Source organism: Delftia deserti (assembly GCF_042653485.1).
Taxonomy (GTDB): domain Bacteria; phylum Pseudomonadota; class Gammaproteobacteria; order Burkholderiales; family Burkholderiaceae_C; genus Comamonas; species Comamonas acidovorans.
This window is the reverse complement of the sequence record NZ_JBHSIH010000001.1, coordinates 6579450-6603087: the sequence shown is the minus strand read 5'-3', so window position 1 is coordinate 6603087 and position 23638 is coordinate 6579450. Positions and strand designations below refer to the sequence as shown.

The window sequence follows — 23638 nt, the reverse complement described above, 5'->3', positions numbered from 1 at the left end:
GCCATGCCGGCCACGCGCAGCAAGTCCCAGGCATCCCGCCAGGCCCGCCCCACCAAAGGGGCGGCCAAGGCGGCGACACCCCAGGCCTCGCTCGCGCTGTACCGGCAAAAGCGCGACTTCACGCGCACGCCGGAACCTTCGGCAGAACCTTCCAGTGAGGCGATTGCAGGGCAGCCCGGCGCGGGCGCCTTGCAATTCGTCATTCAAAAGCACTGGGCCAGCCACCTGCACTACGACTTCCGCCTGGAGCTGGACGGCAGCATGAAGAGCTGGGCCGTGCCCAAGGGCCCCAGCTACGACCCGGCCGAAAAGCGCATGGCCGTCCAGGTGGAAGACCACCCCATGGCCTACAACCGCTTCGAGGGCCAGATTCCACCGGGACAGTACGGCGCGGGCAAGGTCATCATCTGGGACCGTGGCACCTGGCTGCCCGAGGGCGATGCGGCCGAAGGCTATCGCAAGGGCAAGCTCAAGTTCACGCTGCGCGGCCACAAGCTGCAGGGCCGCTGGACCCTGGTGCGCATGCGCGGCAAGGACGACGCCAAAAAGCCCGCCTGGCTGCTGATCAAGGAGCACGACGGCCTGGAACGTGCTGCCAGCGAATTCAACGTGGTCGAGGACCTGCCCGACAGCGTGGCCGGCCTTCCCCTGCCCACCGCCACCGCGCCCGTCACCACGCCCGTCGCTACGCACGTCGCCGCGCCCATGCCGCAGAGCATCGCCCCGCAGCTGGCAACCTTGGTGGACCATGCACCTGCAGATGCCGGGCAATGGATCTTCGAGAGCAAGTTCGACGGCTACCGGCTGCTGGCGCGCATCGAGGGCGGCGCCGTTCGCCTTTTCACGCGCAACGGCAAGGACTGGACCACCAAAATGCCCGCCCTGGCCCGCGCCTTTGCAGCACTGCCCCTGCAATCGGGCTGGGTGGATGGCGAGGTGCTGGTGCTGGACAGCGACAGCCGCCCTGACTTCCAGGCCCTGCAAAACGCCTTTGACGGCGAGCGCACCGACCACCTGGTGTTCTTCGCGTTTGACCTGCTGTGGCAGGACGGCCAGGACCTGCGGCCCCAGCCCGTGGAGCAGCGCCGCCAGCAGTTGCAGGCCCTGCTGCACAAGGCGCCTTCGGACCGCCTTCGCTTCAGCGAGGCCTTTGACGCCCCGCCAGCCGACCTGGTGGCCGCCGCCTGCCAGCTGGGCCTGGAGGGCGTGATCGGCAAGCGGCGCGGCAGCGCCTATGCCTCGCGGCGCAGTGCCGACTGGATCAAGCTCAAGTGCGGCCTGCGCCAGGAATTCGTGATCGCGGGCTACACCGATCCCCAGGGCACGCGCACGGGCCTGGGCGCCCTGGTCCTGGCCGTGCATGGCGAGGACGGCCAGCTGCGCGCGGCAGGCAAGGTGGGCACGGGATTCAACAGGCGCACCCTGGCCGACCTGCGCCAGCGCCTGGAGCGCCTTGCCACCGGCACCTCGCCGCTGGCGGACAGCAGGGGCCTTGGCAGTGGGGTGCACTGGGTGCGCCCCACGCTGCTGGCCGAGGTCTCGTTCGCGCAGTGGACCGAGGACGGCCAGGTCCGCCATGCCGTATTCCAGGGCCTGCGTGCGGACAAGCCTGCACGCAGCATTGTCAAAGAGGAGCCACAGCACGTGCCATCGACCGCATCTTCCGCCAGCGCTGCAGCCACGCCTGGCGCTGCACGAACGCAAACCCGCAATGCCAGGGCGGCGCGACTGCCCGCCTCGATGACCATCACCCATCCCGGGCGGGTCATCGATCCCTCCACCGGCATCACCAAGATGGATCTGGCGCGCTACTACGCCACGGTGGCGCCCTTCATGATCACCCACCTCAAGTCCCGGCCCGTGGCCATGGTGCGGGCGCCGGACGGCATCGAGGGCGAGCTGTTCTTCCAGAAGCACCTCGACCAGGCGCCGCTGCAGGGCATCGCCGCCCTGTCGCCGGAACTGGACCCCGGCCATGCCCCGCTGATGGAGGTGTCCCGGCGCGAAGGCCTGGTGGCGGCGGCGCAGATGAACACCATCGAATGGCACACCTGGAACGCGCGCAAGGACCGCATCGACCGGCCCGACCGCATGACCTTCGACCTGGACCCCGGCGAAGGCGTGCCCTGGCAGCAGGTGCAGGAGGCCGCCAGCCTGCTGCATGTGCTGCTGCAGGAACTGGAGCTGCCGGCCTTCCTCAAGACCAGCGGCGGCAAGGGCCTGCACGTGGTCGTGCCCATCAAGCGGCTGCTGGACTGGGACACCGTCAAGGCCTTCTCGCAGGCCGTGGTCCAGCACCTGGCCCATGCCGTGCCCCAGCGCTTCGTGGCCAAAAGCGGGCCGCGCAACCGCGTGGGAAAGATTTTTGTGGACTACCTGCGCAACGGCTTCGGCGCCACCACGGCCTGCGCGTGGACGGCCCGGGCGCGGCCGGACATGGGCATCTCCGTGCCCGTGGCCTGGAACGAGCTGGACAGGCTCACGGGCGGCGCGCACTGGACCATTCGCTCGGTAGACCAGCGCCTGCGCCTGGGCAACTCCCCCTGGGAGCACTACGGCACGGCCGCCGTGGGCCTGGGCCGCGCCATGAAGGCGCTGGGCTTCGAGGCGCAGCGCTGAGCGCCGTCCCCCAGGAATCGAAGAAAGCACCGCCATGAAGAAAGCCGCCTCCCCCAAATCCAGCCCCTCCACCTCCGCGCGCAGCATGTGGAAGGGCGCCATCAGCTTTGGCCTGGTGCACATTCCCATCGGCCTGTACGCGGCCACGGCCAGCTCGGACATCGACTTCGACTGGCTGGACAAGCGCAACATGCAGCCCGTGGGCTACAAGCGCATCAACAAGGTCACGGGCAAGGAGGTGGCCACGGCCGACATCGTCAAGGGCGTGGAATTCGAGGAAGGCCGCTACGTGGTGCTGAGCGCTGAAGAGATTGCCGCCGCCTTTCCCAAGACCACGCAGACCATCGAGATCGAGGCCTTTGTCGATGCCCAGGACATCCCCTTCATCTACCTGGAACGCCCCTACTACACCGCCCCCCTGCACCGTGGCGAGAAGGTCTACGCCCTGCTGCGCGAGGCCCTGCGCAAGAGCAACAAGGTGGGTGTGGCCAAGGTGGTCATCCAGACCAAGCAGCACCTGGCCATCCTGATCCCCTGCGGCCGGGCGCTGGTGCTCAACCTGCTGCGCTGGGGCGGCGAGATCCGCTCCTTCGAGCAGCTGGACCTGCCGCCGCTGGACGCCAAGGCCGCCGGCATCAAGAGCGCCGAGATGACCATGGCCATGGCCCTCATCAAGGACATGAGCCAGGCCTGGGACGCCGACCAGTTCCGCAACTCCTTCAGCGAGGAAATCCACCAGTTGGTGCAGGCCAAGGCGCATGCGGGCGATGTCCAAAACGTGGAAAAACAGGAGACCACACCCGCCACGCCGGCCAACGCGGCCGTGCTGGACCTGACGGCCCTGCTCAAGAATAGCCTGGGCAAGGGCGCAGGCGGGCCGTCCGCCACCGCAGCCAAGGAAAAAAATACCGCGTCAACGGTAAAAAATGCAAAGGCCCCGGCGCCCAGAAAATCGACAAAATCCACAAAAACCCCGGCCAGGGCCCCTGCAAAACGCCCCGCCGCCAAATAACCCCATATTTGGCCTGGCTGCATTTTTTACAAAAGCAATTTCATTATAAGAAATACATCCATTTGTACCGAAAAAATGGAACGAGACCACTCCATAGCAAATTCCAATGCTTTACCAAAAGTAATCTTCCAAATATCCTACAAGCCGGCCATTTTCACGGTCGCACAATGAAATTGCAGTGATGACGGCATCGCTGTTTACTTAAGGAGTACGGAAATGACGCAACAGACCAACAACCCTCAAGGCAACACGGCCAGCAACCAGCAAAACGACAAGAACAAGCAGCAGCAGCAACAGAACAATCCGGGGCAGCAGCAGCAAAGCAATCCCAACAACCCGAACAATCCCAACCAACAGCAGCAACAGAGCAATCCCCAGCGCAACCAACCAGGAGAACAGCAAAAGCAGGGCAGCCATCAGCAGCGTTAAGCTGCCGATAGCGTGAACTGGCAAAGGGCCCCCTGGGCCCTTTTTTTATCTCCAGAGCTTTGTTGACGATGCCCTTTGGTTCAGCCAATCGCCTCTTCCAATAATTATTGCCTCATACAACAGGCCATCCTCTTTCTTTCAAGGAGTAAATCGTGGCTAAGAAATCCCCTGGTGAAAAGAAATCGTCCAAGCAATCCACCACAGGCCATGGCGGAGAATTACAGCAACAGGCCGACGGACAGCACCCCGGATTGACCACGCAGCAAGGCATTCCGGTTCCTGATAATCAGAACTCTCTCACCGCCTGGGAAAAAGGCCCTACGCTGCTGGAAGATTTCATCCTGCGCGAGAAAATCACGCATTTCGACCATGAGCGCATTCCAGAGCGAATCGTCCATGCACGCGGCACAGGCGCCCACGGTTATTTCCAGCTGACAGATTCGCTGGAGCAATACACCACCGCCAAGGTCCTGACCGAAACCGGCAAGCAAGTGCCGATCTTTGTGCGCTTCTCCACCGTGGCCGGTGGAGCAGGCTCGGTGGACACGCCGCGCGATGTGCGCGGCTTTGCCATCAAGTTCTATACCGAAGAGGGCAACTGGGATCTGGTGGGCAACAACATCCCGGTCTTCTTCATCCAGGACGCCATGAAGTTTCCCGACCTGGTCCATGCCGTGAAGATGGAACCCGACCGGGGGTTTCCGCAGGCCGCCACGGCGCACGACACGTTCTGGGACTTCATCTCCCTCATGCCCGAGTCCATGCACATGGTCATGTGGATCATGAGCGACCGCACCATCGCGCGCAGCCTGCGCATGATCGAGGGCTTTGGCGTGCACAGCTTCCGGCTGGTCAATGCCCAGGGTGAAAGCACCTTCGTGAAATTCCACTGGCGGCCCGAACTGGGCATCCAGTCCACGGTCTGGGACGAAGCCCTCAAGCTGCAGGCCGCAGACAACGACTACCACCGCCGCGACCTGTTCGAGGCTATCGAGGCGGGCGACTACCCGGCCTGGGAGCTGTGCGTGCAGCTGTTCTCGCAGGAGCAGGCAGACGCCCTGCCCTACGACCACCTGGACCCCACCAAGCTCATCCCCGAAGAGGAAATTCCGCTGCGCAAGATCGGCCGCTTCGTGCTGGACCGCTGGCCCGACAACTTCTTCGCCGAGACCGAGCAGGTGGCCTTCTGCCCGGCCAATATCCCGCCCGGCATCGATTTCAGCAACGACCCGCTGCTGCAGGGCCGCCTGTTCTCGTACCTGGACACCCAGCTGTCGCGCCTGGGCGGGCCCAACTTCACGCAGCTGCCCATCAACGCGCCCAAATGCCCGTTCGCCCACCACCAGCGCGACGGCCACATGCAGACCGAGGTGCCCAAGGGCCGCGTGGCCTACGAGCCCTCCAGCCTGCAGGCCGACAGCCCGCGCGCCTCGGAAGCCCGCGGCTTGCGGCACTTTGCCCAGCCCGCGCAGGAGGGTGCCAAGGGCCGCATCCGCCCAGAGAGCTTTGCCGACCACTACAGCCAGGCGCGCATGTTCTACCAAAGCCAGAGCGCGCAGGAGCAGGCCCACATCGCCAGCGCCCTGGTGTTCGAGCTGTCCAAGGTACAGACGGCGCATGTGCGCCTGGCCGTGGTCGGCCACCTGCAGGTGATAGACGCCGACCTGGCAAAGCGCGTGGCCAGCGGCCTGGGCCTGCCCCAGTTGCCGCCTGCCGCCAAGCCTGCCGTGCCCCCGCAAAAGCTGCCGCCCAGCCCGGCCACGCGCATCATCGACCGCATGAAGCCCACCTTGCAGGGCCGTTGCGTTGCCATCCTGGTGGATGAAGGCTCCAGCGCCCGGCACGTTGCCGCCTTCCACCAGGCGCTGGTGGCGCAAAAGGCCAGCGTGAAGATCATTGCGCCCAAGATCGGCGGCGCCACGCTGGACGACGGCAGCCACCTGCCCGCCGACGGCCAGCTGGCCGGATCGCCATCCGCGCAGTTCGATGCCGTGGTGTCCATCATCACGCTGGAGCGCGGCCAGGCGCTGGCCCATGAGGCAGCCGCGCAGGACTGGTTCCGCGACGCCTTCGGCCACCTCAAGGCCATTGCCGCCTGCAAGGCCACGCAGCACATCATGAAGACGGCCGGCATCACGCCGGACGAGGGCGTGTTCCCCATCGACAAGCCCGAACCCTTCATCGAAGGCGCCAAGAAGCGCTTCTGGTCCCGCGAAGCGAAGCTGAGAACGCTGGCCTGACCCCCGTCCCGGCGTGCGCCACATCATTGCCACCAGATGGCACCGCGCCGGACTTCAACCAACCTTGTACCCGGGCCATTTCCCTCGGGTCCAGGCATGGCGCTTGCCACGGCAACACCAAGGCCGGCCCGGCCTGCCACCCCTACAGGAGCAACTTCCCATGATCACTTCGGTACCTGCACCCCCTGTCACCCCGCCTGTCACCCCGCCTGTTGCGCCCCCGGTCAACCCGCCGCCCACCGAGCCGCTGGTTCCGCCCGTGGGCGACCCGCCACCGGCCCCGGCACCTTCGCCCTACTCCGACCCGCCCATTGCCCCGCCGCCACCACCACCGCAGGGGGTGCACTGAGCTCCGCGCCAGCCAGGGGCAAGGCAGCGAAGGGGGACGGCCCCGGCCCTGCCCTGAGCTATGTGAACGACCGCATGCCCGGCTGGCGCCGCGTGCGGCGCGGCAAGGGCTTTTCCTACGTGGCGCAGGACGGCACGCCCGTGCGCGATGCCCAGGCGCTGGCGCGCATCCGCAAACTCGCCATTCCACCGGCCTATGTGGATGTCTGGATCTGCCCCGATGCCCAGGGCCACCTGCAGGCCACGGGCCGCGATGCCCGGGGCCGCAAGCAGTACCGCTACCACCCGCAGTGGCAGGAACAGCGCAAGCAGGTCAAGTTCGACCGCATGCGCGCCTTTGGCAGCCACCTGCCCGCCATCCGTCGGGCGGTGGCGCGCGACCTCAAGCCGGGCCGGCCGCAGCTGGACACCGTGGTGGCCGCCATCGTCTGGCTGCTGGACTGCACGGCCCTGCGCATAGGCAATGACGAGTATTCCGAGAGCAATGGCTCCTACGGCCTCACCACGCTCAGAAACCGCCATGCCCAGGTGCACGCGGGTGAGCTGACGCTGAGCTTCAAGGGCAAGAGCGGCGTGCTGCAGCAGGCCCGCGTGTCCGACCGGGCCGTGGCCCGCATCGTCAAGCGCTGCCAGGAGCTGCCGGGCCAGCGGCTGTTCCAGTTCATCGACGATGAAGGCGAAGTCCACCATGTGCGATCCGAGCATGTGAACGACTACATCCGCAGGATTTGCGGCAAGGCTGCGGCCCATGGGGTTGATGCCGCAGATGTCGGAGATGCCGCAGACGGCCCGGATTTCAGCGCCAAGGATTTCCGCACCTGGCATGCCAGCGTGTATGCGCTGGAACTGGCGCTGACCGCGGGCAAGGCAGCGCCGCAAGAAGGCGCAGGCACCAGTGCGGCGGCGCTGAACGCTCTGGTCACGCAGGTCGCCCGGCGCCTGGGCAATACCTGTGCGGTTTGCCGCAAGTTCTACATCCATCCCCAGGTGCTTGCCCTGTGCGAGCAACCTGGGCAGGACATTCCCACCGCACCGGACAGGCGCCCGCGCGGACTGAGCGCCAAGGAATGCCTGTTCCTGGGGCTGCTGCAGCCCCGCAGCGGCCGGCGCGCCAGTCGCCAGCCACCTCCCTGATCCCGCCTCCCGCACGCCCGGCAAACACTGTGCCTGTGGACTGACAAAGACGCCCGCATGCTCGCCCTTAAACTGGCAGATCATGAAATTTTGTCAAAACGCGTTGCGGCGAGGACCCCTGGAGGCCATGCGATGAACCACGTGCTGATCGTCGATGACGATGCGGATTCCGCAGCGACCATGCGCGAACTCGTGGGCGTGGACCGCTTCTCGGTCGCCGTGGCCCATACCCTGCGCGACGCGCGCCGGCAGATGGCCATGCAGCCGCCCAGCCTGGTGCTGCTGGACCTGCAACTGCCCGATGGCAACGGCATGGACCTTTTTGGCGACCAGCAGGTGCCGCAGGACTCGCAGATCGTGCTGGTGACCGGCCACGCCAGCCTGGACTCCTCCATCGAGGCCCTGCGCCGCGGCGCAATGGACTATCTGGTCAAGCCCGTGGGCATCGGGCGGCTGGAGGACATTCTTTCGCGCTTTCTGATCCCCACGGCCGGCCTGCCGGAGACGGGCACCAGCACCGTCACGGGCGCGGCCTTCGACCCGATCTCCCCGCAAGACAGGCCAGGCGCCACGCCCGGCGCCGGCTACTGCGCGCAGGAAGGGCGCTTTGGCCGGCTGTGGGGCGGCTCGCCCCCCATGCAGCGTCTGTACCAGCAGATGGAGCGCGTGGCGGGCACCTCGGTCACGGTCTTTCTGACGGGCGAAAGCGGCACCGGCAAGGAAGTCGTGGCACAGACCCTGCACGAGCTGAGCCAGCGGCGCAGCCGGCCCTTCCTGGCGGTCAACTGCGGTGCCATTTCTCCGCACCTGATCGAAAGCGAGATCTTTGGCCACGAAAAGGGCAGCTTCACCGGCGCAGACCGCCAGCACCAGGGCTTTTTCGAGCGCGCGGCCACGGGCACGCTGTTTCTGGACGAGATCACGGAAATGCCCATGGAGCTACAGGTCAAGCTGCTGCGCGTGCTGGAGACCGGCCGCTTCATGCGCGTGGGCTCCACCCAGACGCTGCAGACCGATGTGCGCGTGATCGCCGCCACCAACCGCTCCCCCTACGAGGCCGTGGCCAGCGGCAAGCTGCGCGAAGACCTGCTGTACCGCCTGAACGTCTTCCCCATCGAGCTGCCGCCGCTGCGCGAGCGCCTGACCGACGTTCCGCTGCTTGCGCGGCATTTCATGGAGGCCATCTCCCAGCGCGAGGGCCAGGCCAAGCAATTCACGGCATCGGCCCTCAAGCAGCTTGCGCAATACAGCTGGCCCGGCAATGTGCGCGAATTGCGCAATGCCGTGCAGCGCGCCTATGTGATGGAGCCCGGCCCGCTGGTGAGCCAGGAATGGCTGCCCCGGCCACCCGTGGCCATTGCCCAGCAGCCGGCCCCGGCGCATCCGGCCGCCCACGCCCTGCACCTGCCGCAAATGCCACATATGCCGCAGGCGGGGTCCATGCCAATGAGCGCGCCATTGACCGCGCCATTGACCGCGCCACTGACAGCGCCATCGACCACGCCCATCACCCCCACCATCACAGCGCATGCGCCCGCCGACCACGCCCATGCAGCCGCCACCTACGACCTGCCCGACACCGAGCCGGCCACCATACAGCTGCCCATCGGCATGACCATGGCGCAGGCCGAGCGGCTGCTCATCCAGGCCACGCTCAAGCAGTGCAAGTACCAGAAGGAACGCACGGCGGCCGTGCTCGGCATCAGCCTCAAGACCCTGTACAACCGGCTCAGGGACTATGCGGGCGGCAAAAAGGGCGAGACGGACGCCGAGCACGGCTGACACCCGCCGGCAGGCACGCTGCTTGCCACCTTGCTTGCACCTTCGTGCAACCAAGGACAAGCCCATGGACTCCTCTCCTCCCCGCGCCTACGGTGTCTTCAAGCCCGTGGGCCACATGGTGGTCTCGTTTCCCACAGCTGCGCAGGCCGATGACGGCGTGGCCGCGCTGCAGGCGCTTGAGCTGCCCGCCCAGGACATCCAGCGCTATACCGACCGGGAAATGCTGGCCCAGATCGATGAAGACCTGCGCCAGGCCAGCCCCGTTGCCGCCGTGGGCCAGGAGCTCAACCTGGTCAAGGCCCACCAGGCCCTGGCCGAACGCGGCTACCACTGGCTGGTGGTGCGCGTGGACAACGACGAGGACGCACGCACGGCCGCCGATGCCCTGAAGGCCGCCGGCGCCGAGCGCGCCCAACTCTATGGCCGCTTCATCATCGAGGAATTGATAGAGCACGCCGCCGACCTGCCCCAGGTCAGCGAGTCGCCCGACCGGGGCCTGGATGCCCAGACGCCTTCGGGCCATGAGGCGGAGCGTGCAGAGCTGCGCCCCGCTTCGGACCAGGACACCGCCCCTGCCAAGCCGAGGCTCTGAACAGCCTGCAGGAGCCAGGCACGCCGATTGCCCTTGACCACCAACCGTAACTTTTTTTCAAGGGCAATGCCATGGACTTCCTCATCTGGCTCATGGTGGGTGGCCTGGTCGGCTGGATTACCAGCATGGTCACGAACACCCAGGCCGAGCAAGGCATTTTGCTCAACGTGGTCATAGGCGCCATAGGCGCACTGCTGGGCGGCTGGCTGCTGGCGCCGATGCTGGGGCCTTCGGCCATGAATGCGCAGACGGAGGCGCCGGCTACCTCCATGTCCATCTTCGTCTCTCTGGCCTGCGCCGTTGCGCTGCTGGCCATCTTCAACCTGTGCAAGCCGAGCGTGCCGCGCTGAAAGCGGCCAGGCAGCCTGTCAGTCCAGCCTTTGCGCCAGGCAGTCCTGCGCCGCCATGGCCACGCGCGGCAGCACCAGTGAGACCGCCAGGCAGCGGCCATGCTCGCCCTCGGCCCGCACCACGCCGCCGCGCTCCAGGCACAGGCGGCGCGCCAGGGTCAGGCCGCAGGTGGCGTCCGCATCGGCATCGTTCAATGGAGTGAAGACAGGCGGCGGGTCCTGCCTTTCCACACTTTCCAGCCGTGGCGCGCCCGCCTCGCCAGTACCGGAGCCGGTGCTGGCGGCGCCCGCCCCGTGGGCCATGGCCTCGATGCGGATCTCCACCGGCGCAACCCCGCGAGAAGCTGCGGCCTGGTCCTGGTCCTGGTCCTCGGACAGCGGCCGGGCGGCCATATGCACCTGCGCGCCATCGGTCATCGCTTCGCGGATGGCGAGAAAAATGCTGATCAGCGCCAGTTCCAGCTCGTCCGGGTCCACGTGCACGCCCAATCGCGGCGCCGGCTGGCCGGGCTGACTGGCCTCGGCAGGCTCCGCCACCTCCAGCGCCATGCGCTTGCCCAGCACCACGGCCAGCGTGCCCTGCAGGCCGGGCAGCCAGCGGTACAGGTCCACCACCAGCGCATGCGTGCAATGGTGCGCCCCAAAACGCAGCAGTTGCTGCGTGAGGCGGCTGGCCGTATCCACCGAGCGCAGCATGGCCTGGGCGGGCAGGCGCAGGCCCGGGTCCTCGGAGCGCCGCTCTATCAGATAGGCGCTGTTGCTCAGAATGCCCAGCTGGTTGTTGAACTCATGGGAAAACCGGCCTGCCAGCCGCCCCACCACCTGCAGGCGTTCGCTCTGGAGACGGGCAGCGGCCTCTTCGAGGCCGGCAGCATCCACCGCAGCGCCTTCGGACAGGCCGGCATCACCGCCGCCCTGGCCATGGTCTTGCGCCTTGCCGCCCATTGCCGGCAACACCAGGGCCGCGCTGCCCCGCAGCGCCAGCCGCGCCAGTCCGAGGCCCGCCACCGCAAACAAAACGATGGCCACCCAGATCACCCCCTTCAGAGGCCGGGAGCATGCGGGGTCCAGCGCAGAACAGGGGACCCAGCTCACCCAGGTCCAGCCCTGGGCGGACTTGCTGAAGAAGGCCCGCAGCGGCCCGCCCTGCGCATCGGGCAGATCCAGCCAGCCCTGCAAAGCGCCCTGCCCTGCGCCCTCCCCAGCGCTTTGCTCTGCGCCTTGCCCCGCACTTTTCACGCCGGGCGCAGCCTGCGCCAGGCTGGCCGCCAGCCGCTCGCTGAAATCGGCGGGCAAGGCAGGCAGGTCGGCTGCAGCGCCGTGTCCGGCCGGCAGGGCGCGGCCCGTGCTGTCCACCAGAAAGCCGGGCCAGCCGGTGTCCAGCAAGGGCCCCAGGGCCGCCAGCACCTGATCGGCGCCGGCCGTGCGCGGCTCCTTGTCCAGCAGACGGGCCATGGCCATGCTGCTGACGCGCGCGGCCTGCTCCTGCGCCGCCTGCTCGGATTGGTAGGCGCGCAACAGCAGCCAGGACGAGGCCGCCAGCACAAAGACCAGCAAGGCCAACAGCAGCAGGACCAACCTCAGGCGTATGGACATGGGATCTTCGGGCAGGGCATCACGCGGCGCCTCCCGTGCAACGGAATTCTGGGCCCCCGGGGGCGGGACCGTGTGGAAGCTGGTGGACTGGTACATGGCAAAGTTTGCAGAAAACCTTGCGCCCAAACGGCAATTTCTGCCGTGGACGCCATGACCGGCCCCGCTGTTCCAGAACCGATCCCCCGCAGCGGCGGCAAAACCCTGGGCCCCCTGCCGCCTGCGCAGGGAGACCACAGCAGGTTTCGTGCCCAAAGTGTATCCAGACGATTCGCCGCCCGCATGGCGGCATGGAGCTTGCGTCTTCGGGTCATCGCACCAAGGAGATGAAATGGGTTCCATGCACCTCAGGGCGGACATACGCCAGTCCCAGACGCTTTCTCCCCGCCTGCAGCTTGCAGTGCGGATGCTGCAGATGTCCTCGCTGGACTTTGCCGCCGTGGTGCGCAGCAAGCTGGAGGACAACCCGTTCCTGGAAGACCCGCAGGATGCGCAGGACGGCGAGTACGAACAGGGGCTGCTCGACGGCAAGGAGCTGGGTGAAGAGGACCGGGAAGGCGACATGGGCAGGCTGGCCCCGGAGGCAGGCCTGTCCCCGGACACCGGCATGGATGACGGCATCGGTTTCGGCATCGGCATGGGCATCGGTATGGACATGGACCTCGACCTCCCCGGCATGCAGCACCCGCCCGACCCGGCCGACCACCTGCCCGGCCCCGCCACCGAACCCGCCGACGACCGCGACCTGTGGCTGGCCGACATGCATGCGGGCACGCGCCAGGGTGGGGATGGAGAAAGCACGGCCATGGATCTGGCGGCCTGCGAGACCACGCTGGCCATGCACCTGCACGGCCAGCTCAATGTGATGGCGATGACGCCGCGCGACCTGTGCATGGCCCGCGCCATCGTGGAGTCGCTGGACGACGACGGCTATCTGCGCACCGACCTGCAGGAACTGGCCGGCCTGCTGGCCCTCAGCCCCGCACCTGACGCGCAGGAAATGCTCATTGCCTTGCGCCTGGTGCAATCGCTGGACCCGGCCGGCGTGGCCGCCCGCAGCGTGGGCGAATGCCTGTTGCTGCAATGCCCGCAGATCGGCGATGCCCACCTGCGCCAGCTGGCCCAGGCCATGGTGCAGGACCACATGGATGCGCTGGCCGCCCGCGACGTGCCCCGGCTGGCCCGGGCGCTGCAGGTGCCGCCCGCGCAGATCACGCAGGCGCTGGACTGCATACGTCGGCTGAACCCCAGGCCGGGCTGGAACTTCGGCTCCTCGCACGTGGACTACATCGTTCCCGACGTGATCGTGCGCCGGGGCCAGAACGGCTGGAACGTGCACCTCAACCCCGCGGTCGTGCCGCGCGTGCGCCTGAACCGCGTCTACGAGCAGCTGTTTCAGCGCCACCGCCGCAGCGGCCAGAACCAACTGGCCGACCACCTGCAGGATGCGCGCTGGACGGTACGCAACGTGGAGCAGCGCTTTTCCACCATCCTCGACGTGGCGCAGGCCATCGTGCGCAAGCAGCAGCTGTTCCTGGAGTTCGGTGCCATGGCCATGAAGCCGCTGGTGCTGCGCGAGATTGCCGAGGAAGTGGGCGTGCACGAGTCCACCGTCTCGCGCGTGACCAACAACAAATACATGGCCACGCCCACGGGCGTGTTCGAGCTCAAGCATTTCTTCTCGCGCCCCATGCTCAGCGCCAGCGGCAATGCCTGCTCGGCCACGGCCATCCGCGAGCTGATCGGCGACATCATCGCTGCCGAGTCCGATGCCCGGCCGCTGTCGGATGTTGAAATCGCACGCCAGCTCGGTGCCCAGGGCCTGGTCGTGGCGCGCCGCACCGTCACCAAATACCGCCAGCTGCTGCGCATAGAACCGGCCGACCGGCGCAGGCGCCACGCCTGAAACCTGGCTTGTTGGCAAGCGGCGCGCCTGTCCAAAAGCCTGTCCGGCCCGTCCTGCCAAGCCCCACCGCCGTGCAGCGGCTTGTCGCTCCTGCAGGGCATGCCTTGTCCGACAGCTGCATGCCGCCGCCGGGCCTAAGGTGAAAGCTCATGGACTGAAGGAGCCCGCCATGGACAACTCACCCCGCCGAATGCATGCCCCCCTCGAACGCCAGCGCAGCGAGAACAACCACCTCCGCGACGGACGCTGGCCCCTGCGCATTGGCGCACTCACCGCCGCCGTCGCACTGATCCTGGTGCTGATGTTCAACTTCATGGCCCCCAAGGGCCGGCTGGATGCGCCCAGCGCCGCTGGAACGCCCTCGACTTCGCCCTCGCCAGCGACACAGCCCGTGTCGCCGCCTGCGCCTTCGGCCGTGCCGCAGCAGGCGGATCCGGCCAAGACGCCTGCGGCCAGCCCCACGCCTTCGCGTTGAGCCGGCATCCCCCCTCCTCACCACACACACCCAAAGGACACACCCCATGAACCACCCCCTGCCCCACGCACCCAATATTCCCCAGGTGCCGACCACGCCCAACGACCCCGTGGCCCCCGATGATCCCAACCGCCAGCCCGGCCGCCCGCGCGGGCCCGAGCCCATCGACCCGCCCACCACGGCGCCGCCCATCGAGCTGCCACCGTCCCCGGAGCAGGAACAGACGCGCAAGGGAGAGTGACATGCCACAAGGTGACAAATCGGCCTATACCGACAAGCAAAAGCGCCAGGCTCGACAGATCGAAGACAGCTACGAAACGCACGGTGTGAAGCACGGCGTAGGCCATGAAGAAGCTCAAAAGCGCGCCTGGGCCACCGTGAACAGGCAAAGCGGCGGCGGCAAGCTGTCAGGCTCGGGCCGCGGCAAGCGAGCGGGCCACTCCACGTCAAAATAACCGCGACTGCGGCCAGGCCCGAGACCCGAGACCCGCAATTGCCGTGGGAGAAAGTGTGAACTCAGAAGACAGTTTTCGATTCCTGCCGCAGCGCGGCGAAATGCCGGCACGCGTGCGCTCCCACGACTGGGCGGCCACGCCCCTGGGAGCGCCGGACGGCTGGCCGCAGAACCTGCGCAACGCCGTGAGCCTGGCGCTGGGCTCGCGCTTTCCCATCATCATCTGGTGGGGCGAAGACTTCCGACTGATCTACAACGATGGATACATCCCCTTCCTGGGCACCAGCAAGCATCCCCAGGCGCTGGGACAGGCCGGTGCGCACTGCTGGAGCGAGATCTGGAGCGATATCGGCCCCATGCTGGAAGGCGTGATGCGTACCGGCGAGGCCACCTGGTCCACCGACGCGCGCTACTTCTTCGACCGCGACCTGCCGCAGGAAGAGGTCTTCGTGACCTTCACCTACGGCCCCATCCTGGCCGATGACGGCGTCACCGTGCAGGGCGTGTTCTGCCCCTGCACCGAGACCACGGAAAAAATCGTCAGCCGCAGGCGCCTGGAGACGCTGCACCGCCTGGGCATACGCACGCTGGACATGCACAACGCCAGGGACGCCGCCCAGAAAGTCTGCGCCGTGCTGGACGAGAACCCCTATGACGTGCCCTTCGCCATCATCTACGAATGCGTGGACATCCCTGCCGCTGGCAGCGCAGGCGCCAGCGGCCCGGCCTTCAGGATGCTCTGCGCCACAGGCATGGGCCTGGACATGGAACTGGCGGCCGACCCCTCGCGCTGGCCGCTGGACCGGGCCGTGCAATCCGATCCATCGGACCGAGCGGACCTAACGGACCGGGCGAATCAGGCGTATCAGGCGGCCCAGCCGGGCCAGTCCGCCAATGTGGAACTGGCGTGCCTGGGCCTGTCCCTGCCCGGCGGCCCCTGGCCCGAGGCCTCGCGCCTGGCGCGCATCGTGCCCGTGCGCTGGTCGGGCGACGGCCAGGTCTCGGGCGTGATGGTGCTGGGCGTCAGCCCGCGCCGCCCGCTGGATGTGGACTATTGCGCCTTCCTCGACATGGTGGCAAGCCACACGGGCGGCGTGGTCGCGCACGCCCAGGCCTACGAGCAGGAAGCACGGCGCGCCAAGGCCCTGGCCGAGGTGGACCATGCCAAGACCGTATTCTTTTCCAACGTCAGCCACGAGCTGCGCACGCCGCTGACCCTGATCCTGGGCCCGCTGGAAGATGCCCTGCGCGAGCACGGCGGCCAGGTGCCTGCCGGGCAGACGCAGATGATCCACCGCAACGCGCTGCGCCTGCAAAAACTGGTCAACGCCCTGCTGGACTTCTCGCGCATAGAGGCCGGGCGCATGCAGGCCAGCTACGAGCCCACGGACCTGGCCCGCATCACGGCCGAGCTGGCCAGCATGTTCCGCTCGGCCGTGGAGCAAGCCGGCCTGCGGCTGCGCGTGGATTGCCCGCCCCTGGACGGGCCGGTCCATGTGGACCGCGACATGTACGAAAAAATCGTGCTCAACCTGCTGTCCAACGCCTTCAAGTTCACGCTGCAAGGCGAGATCGCCGTGGCGCTGCGCGATGTGCACGATGCGAGCGGTGCGGATGGTGCGGATGGTGCGGGCGGCGCGGTGGAGCTGTCCGTCAGCGACACCGGATCGGGCATTGCGCCCCAGCACCTGCCCCATCTCTTCCAGCGTTTTCACCGCATCCCCGGCAAGCCGGCCCGCACGCACGAGGGCACGGGCATCGGCCTGGCCATGGTGCAGGAGCTGGCGCGGCTGCATGGCGGCACCGTCACGGTCAGCAGCACGGAGGGCCAAGGCAGCCGCTTCACCGTGCGCCTGCCCAGGGGGCATGCGCATCTTCCGGCCGAGCACCGGCCCGCGCGCCCGCCTGCCGCGCACCCGCAGGTGGATGAGGCCCTGCGCTGGCTGCCCGGCGAGCCCGCCCCGGGCACCGGCCGCGAAGCCAGGCCCGTGCGGCAGGACATGCACGGTGCGCAGCCCGCGCGTGCCCGCATCGTCTGCGCCGATGACAACGCCGACATGCGCAGCTACATCGGCCAGTTGCTGGAGCCGCTGTATGAAGTGGAGATCGTGGGCGATGGCCGCGCCGCGCTGGCCAGCATCCACCGCCAGCGGCCCGACCTGGTGCTGGCCGACGTGATGATGCCCGTGCTCGACGGCTTCGAGCTGCTGCATGCGCTGCGCAGTGACGAGGCCACGCGCGCCATTCCCGTCATCATGCTGTCCGCACGGGCCGGCCAGGAGGCCCAGGTCGAAGGCCTGCGCGCGGGCGCGGACGACTACCTGGTCAAGCCCTTTTCGGCGCGCGAGCTGCTGGCGCGCATCGCATCGCTGCTGCAACTGGCGCGCGTGCGCGAACAGGCCCATGCCGCCCTGCAGGCCAACGAGAAAAAGCTGCGCGCCATCATCGACCAGATGCCTGCGGGCGTGGGGGTATCGGACATGAGCGGCACCATGGTATTGAGCAATGCGCTCATGGACCGCTTCGTGCCGCGCGCCATTCCTTCCACCTTGCCGGACCGCCTGCCGCGCTGGAAGGGATGGGATGACAAGGGCCAGCCCATTGCCCCCGAGAACTGGCCCGGCAAGCGCGCGCTGCGCGGCGAAGTGGTCATGCCGGGGCTGGAGATGCTGCACACCGACGACGATGGCCGCGAATGGTGGATGCGCGTCAGCTCCGCGCCGCTGCGCGATGACGACGGCCAGCTCATGGGCACCTGCTCCGTCATCCAGGACATCACCGAACTCAAGCGCGCCGAGCACCACCTCAAGGAAGCCGACCGGCGCAAGGACGAATTCCTGGCCACGCTGGCGCATGAGCTGCGCAATCCGCTGGCGCCCATCAGCCACGGCCTGCAAATCCTCAAGCGCACCGCCAGCGGCGACGACAGCATGCGCCACAGCCACGAGATGCTGGAGCGCCAGGTCAACCACATGGTCCGCATGGTGGACGACTTGCTGGAGGTTTCGCGCATCACCACGGGCAAGGTGCAGCTGCGCAAGGAAATCGTGGACCTCAACGATGTGCTGCAAGGCGTGGTGGCCGCCAGCAGCTCGGTCATCGAAGCAGGCGACCACCGGTTGCACCTGGAACTGCCCGCCGGGCCCGTGCTGCTGCTGGCCGACCCCGTGCGGCTGGAGCAGATGGTCTCCAACCTTCTCAACAATGCCGCAAAATACTCGGACACCGGCGGCCACATTGTCCTGGCCGCCTGGACCGATGGCGCGCAGGCCGTGGTCTCGGTGCGCGACAACGGCATCGGCATCCCGCCCGCCCTGCTGGGCAAGGTGTTCGATCTGTTCATGCAGGTGGACCGCAACGGCCGCCGCGGGCAGGGCGGCCTGGGCATCGGGCTGACCCTGGTGCGCAGCCTGGTCGAGATGCATGGCGGCAGCGTGCAGGCGCTCAGCGAGGGCAAGGGCCAGGGCAGCGAATTCAGGCTGCACCTGCCCCTGCCCACCCAGGCCCCTCCCCTGGCGGGGCAGGCACCGCATGCCCGGCCCGAGGATGCAACTTCCTTCGGCCGCATCCTGGTTGTCGATGACAACATCGACGCCGCCGACACCCTGGCCATGCTGCTCAGGCTGCTGGGCGCCGAAGTCGAGATTGCCCGGGACGGCCCCGGCGCCCTGGCCATGCACGCGGCGTTCAGGCCCGAGGTAGTGCTGCTGGATATCGGCCTGCCAGGCATGGACGGCCTGGAAGTGGCCCGCCGCATCCGTGCCGAGCACGGCCGCGACCAGGTCGTGCTGATCGCGCTCACGGGCTGGGGGCAGGAGGAGGACCTGAGACGATCGCGGGAAGCCGGCATGGACCACCACCTGGTCAAACCCGTGAGCTTCGACACGCTCGAGCGCCTGCTGGCGGGCCTGCGCCCCCTGCCCTGAGTACTGCTTTTTTCGCGCGAGAATCCGGGCCTGCACGCGGCACGCCCGCACCACCTGCACCACCTGCACCACCTGCGCCTTCTGCGCCTGCTGCTCCGCCTGCCCCACCCGCTCCAGACGCCACCGAAACCGATGACCACCCTGCCCCCTTCACCGAACCTGCCCCCCATCGATGCCGAGCGCCTGTGGCGCCGTGTAGAGACCCTGTCCACCTTCACCCTGCCCGACGTGCCGTGGACGCGCCGCGCCTTCTCCCCCGAATTCGACCAGGCCCGCGCCTGGCTGCGCGGGCAGTTCGAGGCAGCGGGCATGCAGGTCCATCTGGATGAGGGCGGCAACCTCGTGGGCCGCCTGCCGGCTGCCGCAGGTGCGGTGCAGCGCGCCCCCATCTCCACCGGATCGCACTGCGACACCGTGATGATGGGCGGGCGCTTCGACGGCATCATCGGCGTGCTGGCCGGCATCGAGGTCGCGCACTGCCTGCACGAAAACGGCATCGCACTGCAGCACCCGTTCGAGGTGATCGACTTCCTGTCCGAAGAACCCAGCGACTACGGCATCTCCTGCATAGGCAGCCGCGCGCTGTCGGGCAAGCTGGACACCGCCATGCTGGCCGCACGCAACCCCGAAGGCGAAACCCTGGCCGAAGGCATGCGCCGCATCGGCGCGCGGCCCGAGGCGCTGGACCGCCCGCTGCGCAGCGCCGGCGGCACGGCCGCCTTTGTGGAACTGCACATAGAGCAGGGCCCGGTGCTGGAGCAGCGCGGCCTGCCGATCGGCGTGGTGACGAACATCGTGGGCATACGCCGCGTGAGCTTCACCGTGCACGGCCAGGCCGACCACGCGGGCACCACGCCCATGGACATCCGCCAGGACGCGCTGGTGGGCGCGGCGCGCATCATCGATGCCGCCAACCGCAAGGCCGCTGCGCTCAGCGGCCAACCTCACTATGTGGTGGCCACCGTGGGCCGGCTCTCGCTCACGCCCAATGCCTCCAATGCCGTGCCCGGGCTGGTCGAAATGATGATGGAAGTGCGCAGCGACCACCCCGGCGTGCTGGAGTGCTTCCCCGAGGAACTGCTGGCCGAAGTCCTGCCCGGCCTGGCCGCCTTGCGCGTGCGCGCCGAGATGGCCGACGTGAGCCGCTCCCAGCCCACGGACTGCGCCGCGCCCGTCATGCAGGGCGTGGAGCAGGCCTGCCGCAACCTGGGCTACGCCCACATGCGCATGCCCAGCGGCGCCGGCCATGACGCCGTCTACATGGCGCCCACCGGACCCATGGGCATGATCTTCATCCCCTGCCTCCACGGCCGCAGCCACGCGCCCGAGGAATGGATAGAACCCGCCCAGCTGCTGGACGGCACGCGGGTGCTGTACGAGACGGTGCGCGTGCTGGACAGGCAGTTGGCACAGGCCTGAGAGCCTGGCCTGCGGCCAGGAACCAAGGCGGCATAAAATAGCCCGCTTCCCTCTGGAGCAGGCACAAGCTGCTCCTTGGTGGAAGCCCCTGTGGCACAGATTGCGGAAATCCGCCCAAATAGCGGGCTTCCCAATGCAAGATGGCGGAACCACCCTCCCCGATCATCGACAACCCACCGCATGGGCGGCCCGGCACTGCCGGTCCGCTGCGAGAAGGTTGCACCGCCCCATCAGACCCTGGAGTTTCTTCTTTCATGTTCCGCCAACTGATCACCTGCACCGCCGTGGCCGCCGCCATGGGCCTGAGCTTTTCCGCAGCCGCCCAAGGTGCGGCTGCCGACTATCCGAACAAGCCCGTGCGCATGATCGTGCCCTTCCCGCCCGGCGGCGGCACCGACATCCTCGCGCGCGTGGTGTCCAACAAGCTCACCGAAGTCAGCAAGTGGACCGTGGTGCCCGACAACCGTGCGGGCGCAGGCGGCACCATCGGCATCACCGAGGCCGTCAAGGCCTCGCCCACGGGCTACGACATGGTCATGGGCCAGAAGGACAACGTGGTCCTGGGCCCCTACCTCTACAAGAACCTGCCCTGGAACCCCGTCAAGGACCTGGTGCCCGTGGCCCACGTGGCCTACACGCCCATCGTGATCGCCACCAGCGTGAACTCGCCCTACAAGACCCTGGCCGACATCGTGGCCGCTGCCAAGCAGCACCCGGGCAAGGTGACCTACGGCTCGCCGGGCAATGGCACCAGCATCCACATCTCGGGCGTGCTGCTGGAGAAGGCCGCAGGCATCCAGCTGGTGCATGTGCCCTACAAGGGCTCCAACCCGGCCCTGATGGACGCGCTGGCCGGCAACGTGGACCTGCTGGTGTCCTCCGTGCCCTCGGCCATCGGCCAGATCAAGGCCGGCAAGCTGCGCGCCATCGCCGTCACATCGGCCAAGCGCTCGTCCTCGCTGCCCGACACGCCCACGCTGGCCGAAGCGGGCCTCAAGGGCTTTGACGTGAGCACCTGGTACGGCCTGTTCATGCCCAAGGGCACGCCCACGGCCATCGTGACCAAGGTCAACGCCGAAGTGAACAAGCTGCTGGCCATGCCCGAAGTGCGCGACGCCATCCAGACCCAGGGCGCCGAGCCCCAGTCCATGAGCGTGGCCGACTTCGACAAGATGTTCCAGGCCGACTTCAAGCAGTCCAAGCAGATCGTCGAGTCCTCGGGCGCCAAGATCGAGTGACATGCCTGCGGTGCCAGGGCGGCATGCCCGGCACCGCCTGCAATGGCCAACGCCGCATTTCATTGATGCAGATCAGCCTGATCTGCATCAAGGAGCTATGTGACAGTCCCGTGAATACTTCTCTGGAAATCACCGAATTCCTGGAGAACGTCATGGCATTGCTGGTCTGGGTCCCCGAGCTGGACACCGGGATTGCAGAAATCGACCGGCAGCACCGCCGCATCGTCGATTACATCAACAAGCTCTACGAGCTGCGCTCGTCGCCCGACCGCGAGGCCCTGGGCGATGTCATCGGCGAGATGATCGACTACACCGTCTCGCACTTCGTGTTCGAGGAAAGCCTGATCGAGAGCGCCGGCTACATGTTCGCCGGCCCGCACAAGAAGGTGCACGAGCTGTTCACGCGCCGCGTGATCGAGATGCAGACCCGCTTCGATGCGGGCGAGGACGTGGCCGCCGAGCTGCACGGCATGCTCTCGCGCTGGCTGTTCAACCACATCCGCAACGAAGACACCGGCTACGTGGACTCGGCCAAGGCCTATCTGCGCATGGCGCGCGAGTCCAGTCCTGCCGCCGAGAAGGAAAGGCTCAAGAACGAAGTGCTGCAGGAGCTGGAACTGCAGCGCAAGAAAAAGGGCTGGCTGGCGCGGCTGCTCAATCGCTGAGCGCCCCCTGCCCTTGCAGCGCACCAAGAAAAACGGCTCCCGAGGGAGCCGTTGCAGTTTCACGCAGTGGCCTGGCGACTACTCGCGCACGACCAGCACCGGCACGCGCACGGCGCCCAGCACGCGCTGGGTCACGCTGCCCAGCACCAGCTTTTCCAGGCCACGGCGGCCCTGCGAGCCCATGATGATCAGGTCGGCACCCGTGCTCTCGAGCACGCGCACGATGCCCTCGTGCACGGCATGGCCCTCGCCGACAACGGTGGTGGCATTCACGCCAGCCTCGTCGGTGATCTTCTTGACGGCGTCCAGCGTGGTGTTGGCCTCGGCCGTGGCCGCGCTCAGGTACTGCGACTGGCCGTAGGCGAAGTCGGCGCCCACGCCCGTGAACGGATAGGGGTCCACCACGTAGACCGCCGTCAGCGTGCTGCCAAAGGCCTTGGCCAGCTCCACGCCCTTGTGAACCGCCAGCATCGAACTGTTGGAGCCGTCCACGGGAACCAGGATGTGCTTGAACATGCGTTTTCTCCTTTGTGCTTGGCCGCCGTCAACAATCGGAGGCGGCCGGGTCGATGAACCAAAGTGTGCGCCCATCATGCGCCAGCGTCTTGAGCTGCATCAATCCTTGCGGCGACGCGTCAGCTCCGAGCCCTGGAAACCCTGGCGGCGATAGGTCAGCACCAGGGTATCGCGCACGCCGCCCGGCTGCTCGGGCTGGATGGGCGTGGTCTCGTGGATCATGCGGGCATCGTCCAGCAGCATCACCGACCAGGGCTCGGTCAGCGTGAAGCGCTGGCCGCTGGGGCCCGTGGCCTCGAAGATGCGTGTCTCGCCGCCCTTCACGCCCTCGCGCCCGACCAGGATCACGGCCACCAGGTCTACGCCGTCGCGGTGCGCGCCTTCGGGCGTGGGCCGGCCAATGCCGTCCGTGGTGTCGATGCGGAACTGGTGGGACTCGATGAACCAGCGCTCGTGCTGCACATCATCGCCCTGGGCGCAGAACACCTGGTCGGACAGGCCGGCCAGCGCCAGCAGCAGCCGGCTCCAGGTGGCGCTTTGCGCCGTGGCATCGCGCATGGGATCGAACATGCGCAGCATGCCGCCATGCAGGGCGTTGTATTCCACCGGCTGCCAGTGCGCGCGATGCTCCACCTGCTGCAGTTGGCCCTGCCCTGCAATAAAGCAGGAATGGCGACGGCGCCGGTAGCGGCCGCCGTCCTTCAGAAAGGCATCGGGCGGCAGCTGGGCCCAGTCGGCATCGAGCGCATGCAGCTCGGTCAATGACACGCCTGCCCAGGCTGCGAATTCATCGGGGCGCAGCACCGCATAGCCTGCGTCGCGCAGCGACTGCGCTGCATTCTGGGGAGCGATATAGGGAGGGGGAAACGTGATGTGCGCCATAACCCGACAAGCTTACTCCTCGCCCGCCCCCATCCGGGCGAGGCGGGCTGCAAATTTG

The 23638-nt window shown here is 67.4% G+C and carries 20 protein-coding genes; 17 read left to right on the top strand and 3 right to left on the bottom strand.

Going from position 1 to position 23638, the window contains the following annotated elements; all coding sequences use genetic code 11:
• Positions 1-3: 3 nt before the first annotated feature.
• The 9 genes from ligD to ACFPFG_RS31075 all read left to right on the top strand — a co-directional run bounded on the left by ligD (position 4) and on the right by ACFPFG_RS31075 (position 10506).
• Positions 4-2619, top strand: a complete 2616-nt coding sequence (ligD, locus tag ACFPFG_RS31115; protein WP_380109753.1) for a DNA ligase D — start codon at positions 4-6, stop codon at positions 2617-2619.
• A gap of 34 nt (positions 2620-2653) precedes the next feature.
• Complete coding sequence (gene ku / locus ACFPFG_RS31110; RefSeq protein WP_183018295.1) at positions 2654-3631, top strand: non-homologous end joining protein Ku; 978 nt, start codon at positions 2654-2656, stop codon at positions 3629-3631.
• 216 nt (positions 3632-3847) lie between these two features.
• Positions 3848-4060 carry a hypothetical protein gene (locus ACFPFG_RS31105; protein ID WP_012206144.1) on the top strand — a complete coding sequence of 71 codons (213 nt, stop codon included), beginning with the start codon at positions 3848-3850 and terminating at the stop codon, positions 4058-4060.
• Between the two features lie 152 nt (positions 4061-4212).
• On the top strand, positions 4213-6300 hold the full coding sequence (locus tag ACFPFG_RS31100; protein ID WP_380109750.1) for a catalase: 2088 nt from the start codon (positions 4213-4215) through the stop codon (positions 6298-6300).
• Between the two features lie 160 nt (positions 6301-6460).
• On the top strand, positions 6461-6649 hold the full coding sequence (locus tag ACFPFG_RS31095) for a hypothetical protein (RefSeq protein WP_141441593.1): 189 nt from the start codon (positions 6461-6463) through the stop codon (positions 6647-6649).
• Between the two features lie 74 nt (positions 6650-6723).
• Complete coding sequence (locus ACFPFG_RS31090; RefSeq protein WP_380110366.1) at positions 6724-7782, top strand: DNA topoisomerase IB; 1059 nt, start codon at positions 6724-6726, stop codon at positions 7780-7782.
• Between the two features lie 132 nt (positions 7783-7914).
• On the top strand, positions 7915-9564 hold the full coding sequence (locus tag ACFPFG_RS31085; RefSeq protein WP_380109748.1) for a sigma-54-dependent transcriptional regulator: 1650 nt from the start codon (positions 7915-7917) through the stop codon (positions 9562-9564).
• Between the two features lie 64 nt (positions 9565-9628).
• A complete protein-coding gene (locus ACFPFG_RS31080; RefSeq protein ID WP_197955988.1) occupies positions 9629-10156 on the top strand; it encodes a hypothetical protein in 528 nt (175 codons plus the stop codon).
• 71 nt (positions 10157-10227) lie between these two features.
• The gene (locus tag ACFPFG_RS31075; protein WP_197955987.1) at positions 10228-10506 is read left to right on the top strand and encodes a GlsB/YeaQ/YmgE family stress response membrane protein; all 279 of its coding nucleotides are present in this window, start codon (positions 10228-10230) and stop codon (positions 10504-10506) included.
• 18 nt (positions 10507-10524) lie between these two features.
• On the opposite strand, the gene ACFPFG_RS31070 is transcribed toward ACFPFG_RS31075, so the two are convergent.
• The gene (locus ACFPFG_RS31070) at positions 10525-12198 is read right to left on the bottom strand and encodes a nitrogen regulation protein NR(II) (RefSeq protein ID WP_380109745.1); all 1674 of its coding nucleotides are present in this window, start codon (positions 12196-12198) and stop codon (positions 10525-10527) included.
• Positions 12199-12430: 232 nt separating this feature from the next.
• Here ACFPFG_RS31070 and rpoN point away from each other — a divergent pair, with 232 nt between their 5' ends.
• From rpoN to ACFPFG_RS31030, 8 genes are all read left to right on the top strand, one after another.
• On the top strand, positions 12431-14005 hold the full coding sequence (gene rpoN, locus ACFPFG_RS31065) for an RNA polymerase factor sigma-54 (protein WP_380109743.1): 1575 nt from the start codon (positions 12431-12433) through the stop codon (positions 14003-14005).
• 169 nt (positions 14006-14174) lie between these two features.
• Positions 14175-14480 (top strand): hypothetical protein, encoded by a 306-nt coding sequence (locus tag ACFPFG_RS31060; protein ID WP_380109741.1) that lies wholly within the window; start codon positions 14175-14177, stop codon positions 14478-14480.
• A gap of 46 nt (positions 14481-14526) precedes the next feature.
• A complete protein-coding gene (locus ACFPFG_RS31055; protein ID WP_012206153.1) occupies positions 14527-14721 on the top strand; it encodes a hypothetical protein in 195 nt (64 codons plus the stop codon).
• 1 nt (position 14722) lies between these two features.
• The gene (locus ACFPFG_RS31050; protein ID WP_374617597.1) at positions 14723-14935 is read left to right on the top strand and encodes a hypothetical protein; all 213 of its coding nucleotides are present in this window, start codon (positions 14723-14725) and stop codon (positions 14933-14935) included.
• A 55-nt stretch (positions 14936-14990) separates the two neighbouring features.
• Positions 14991-18860, top strand: coding sequence for an ATP-binding protein (locus ACFPFG_RS31045; RefSeq protein WP_380109738.1), 3870 nt, complete (start codon positions 14991-14993; stop codon positions 18858-18860).
• Between the two features lie 132 nt (positions 18861-18992).
• Positions 18993-20279 (top strand): Zn-dependent hydrolase, encoded by a 1287-nt coding sequence (locus ACFPFG_RS31040; protein WP_380109736.1) that lies wholly within the window; start codon positions 18993-18995, stop codon positions 20277-20279.
• 254 nt (positions 20280-20533) lie between these two features.
• Positions 20534-21517 (top strand): Bug family tripartite tricarboxylate transporter substrate binding protein, encoded by a 984-nt coding sequence (locus ACFPFG_RS31035; protein ID WP_197955982.1) that lies wholly within the window; start codon positions 20534-20536, stop codon positions 21515-21517.
• 110 nt (positions 21518-21627) lie between these two features.
• A complete protein-coding gene (locus ACFPFG_RS31030; RefSeq protein ID WP_224986183.1) occupies positions 21628-22182 on the top strand; it encodes a bacteriohemerythrin in 555 nt (184 codons plus the stop codon).
• A 78-nt stretch (positions 22183-22260) separates the two neighbouring features.
• Here the strand turns inward: ACFPFG_RS31030 and ACFPFG_RS31025 are convergent, their stop codons facing one another.
• A complete protein-coding gene (locus ACFPFG_RS31025) occupies positions 22261-22698 on the bottom strand; it encodes a universal stress protein (RefSeq protein WP_183018309.1) in 438 nt (145 codons plus the stop codon).
• Positions 22699-22797: 99 nt separating this feature from the next.
• Positions 22798-23580: a 2OG-Fe dioxygenase family protein gene (locus ACFPFG_RS31020; RefSeq protein ID WP_197955981.1), complete on the bottom strand. Its 783-nt coding sequence runs from the start codon at positions 23578-23580 to the stop codon at positions 22798-22800.
• Positions 23581-23638: the final 58 nt, after the last annotated feature.

Coding starts and splice junctions, on each gene's coding strand:
- ligD (WP_380109753.1), top strand. CDS start 4: ATGCCGGCCACGCGCAGCAAGTCCCAGGCATCCCGCCAGGCCCGCCCC.
- ku (WP_183018295.1), top strand. CDS start 2,654: ATGAAGAAAGCCGCCTCCCCCAAATCCAGCCCCTCCACCTCCGCGCGC.
- ACFPFG_RS31105 (WP_012206144.1), top strand. CDS start 3,848: ATGACGCAACAGACCAACAACCCTCAAGGCAACACGGCCAGCAACCAG.
- ACFPFG_RS31095 (WP_141441593.1), top strand. CDS start 6,461: ATGATCACTTCGGTACCTGCACCCCCTGTCACCCCGCCTGTCACCCCG.
- ACFPFG_RS31090 (WP_380110366.1), top strand. CDS start 6,724: ATGCCCGGCTGGCGCCGCGTGCGGCGCGGCAAGGGCTTTTCCTACGTG.
- ACFPFG_RS31085 (WP_380109748.1), top strand. CDS start 7,915: ATGAACCACGTGCTGATCGTCGATGACGATGCGGATTCCGCAGCGACC.
- ACFPFG_RS31080 (WP_197955988.1), top strand. CDS start 9,629: ATGGACTCCTCTCCTCCCCGCGCCTACGGTGTCTTCAAGCCCGTGGGC.
- ACFPFG_RS31075 (WP_197955987.1), top strand. CDS start 10,228: ATGGACTTCCTCATCTGGCTCATGGTGGGTGGCCTGGTCGGCTGGATT.
- ACFPFG_RS31070 (WP_380109745.1), bottom strand. CDS start 12,198: ATGTACCAGTCCACCAGCTTCCACACGGTCCCGCCCCCGGGGGCCCAG.
- rpoN (WP_380109743.1), top strand. CDS start 12,431: ATGGGTTCCATGCACCTCAGGGCGGACATACGCCAGTCCCAGACGCTT.
- ACFPFG_RS31060 (WP_380109741.1), top strand. CDS start 14,175: ATGGACAACTCACCCCGCCGAATGCATGCCCCCCTCGAACGCCAGCGC.
- ACFPFG_RS31055 (WP_012206153.1), top strand. CDS start 14,527: ATGAACCACCCCCTGCCCCACGCACCCAATATTCCCCAGGTGCCGACC.
- ACFPFG_RS31050 (WP_374617597.1), top strand. CDS start 14,723: ATGCCACAAGGTGACAAATCGGCCTATACCGACAAGCAAAAGCGCCAG.
- ACFPFG_RS31040 (WP_380109736.1), top strand. CDS start 18,993: ATGACCACCCTGCCCCCTTCACCGAACCTGCCCCCCATCGATGCCGAG.
- ACFPFG_RS31035 (WP_197955982.1), top strand. CDS start 20,534: ATGTTCCGCCAACTGATCACCTGCACCGCCGTGGCCGCCGCCATGGGC.
- ACFPFG_RS31025 (WP_183018309.1), bottom strand. CDS start 22,698: ATGTTCAAGCACATCCTGGTTCCCGTGGACGGCTCCAACAGTTCGATG.
- ACFPFG_RS31020 (WP_197955981.1), bottom strand. CDS start 23,580: ATGGCGCACATCACGTTTCCCCCTCCCTATATCGCTCCCCAGAATGCA.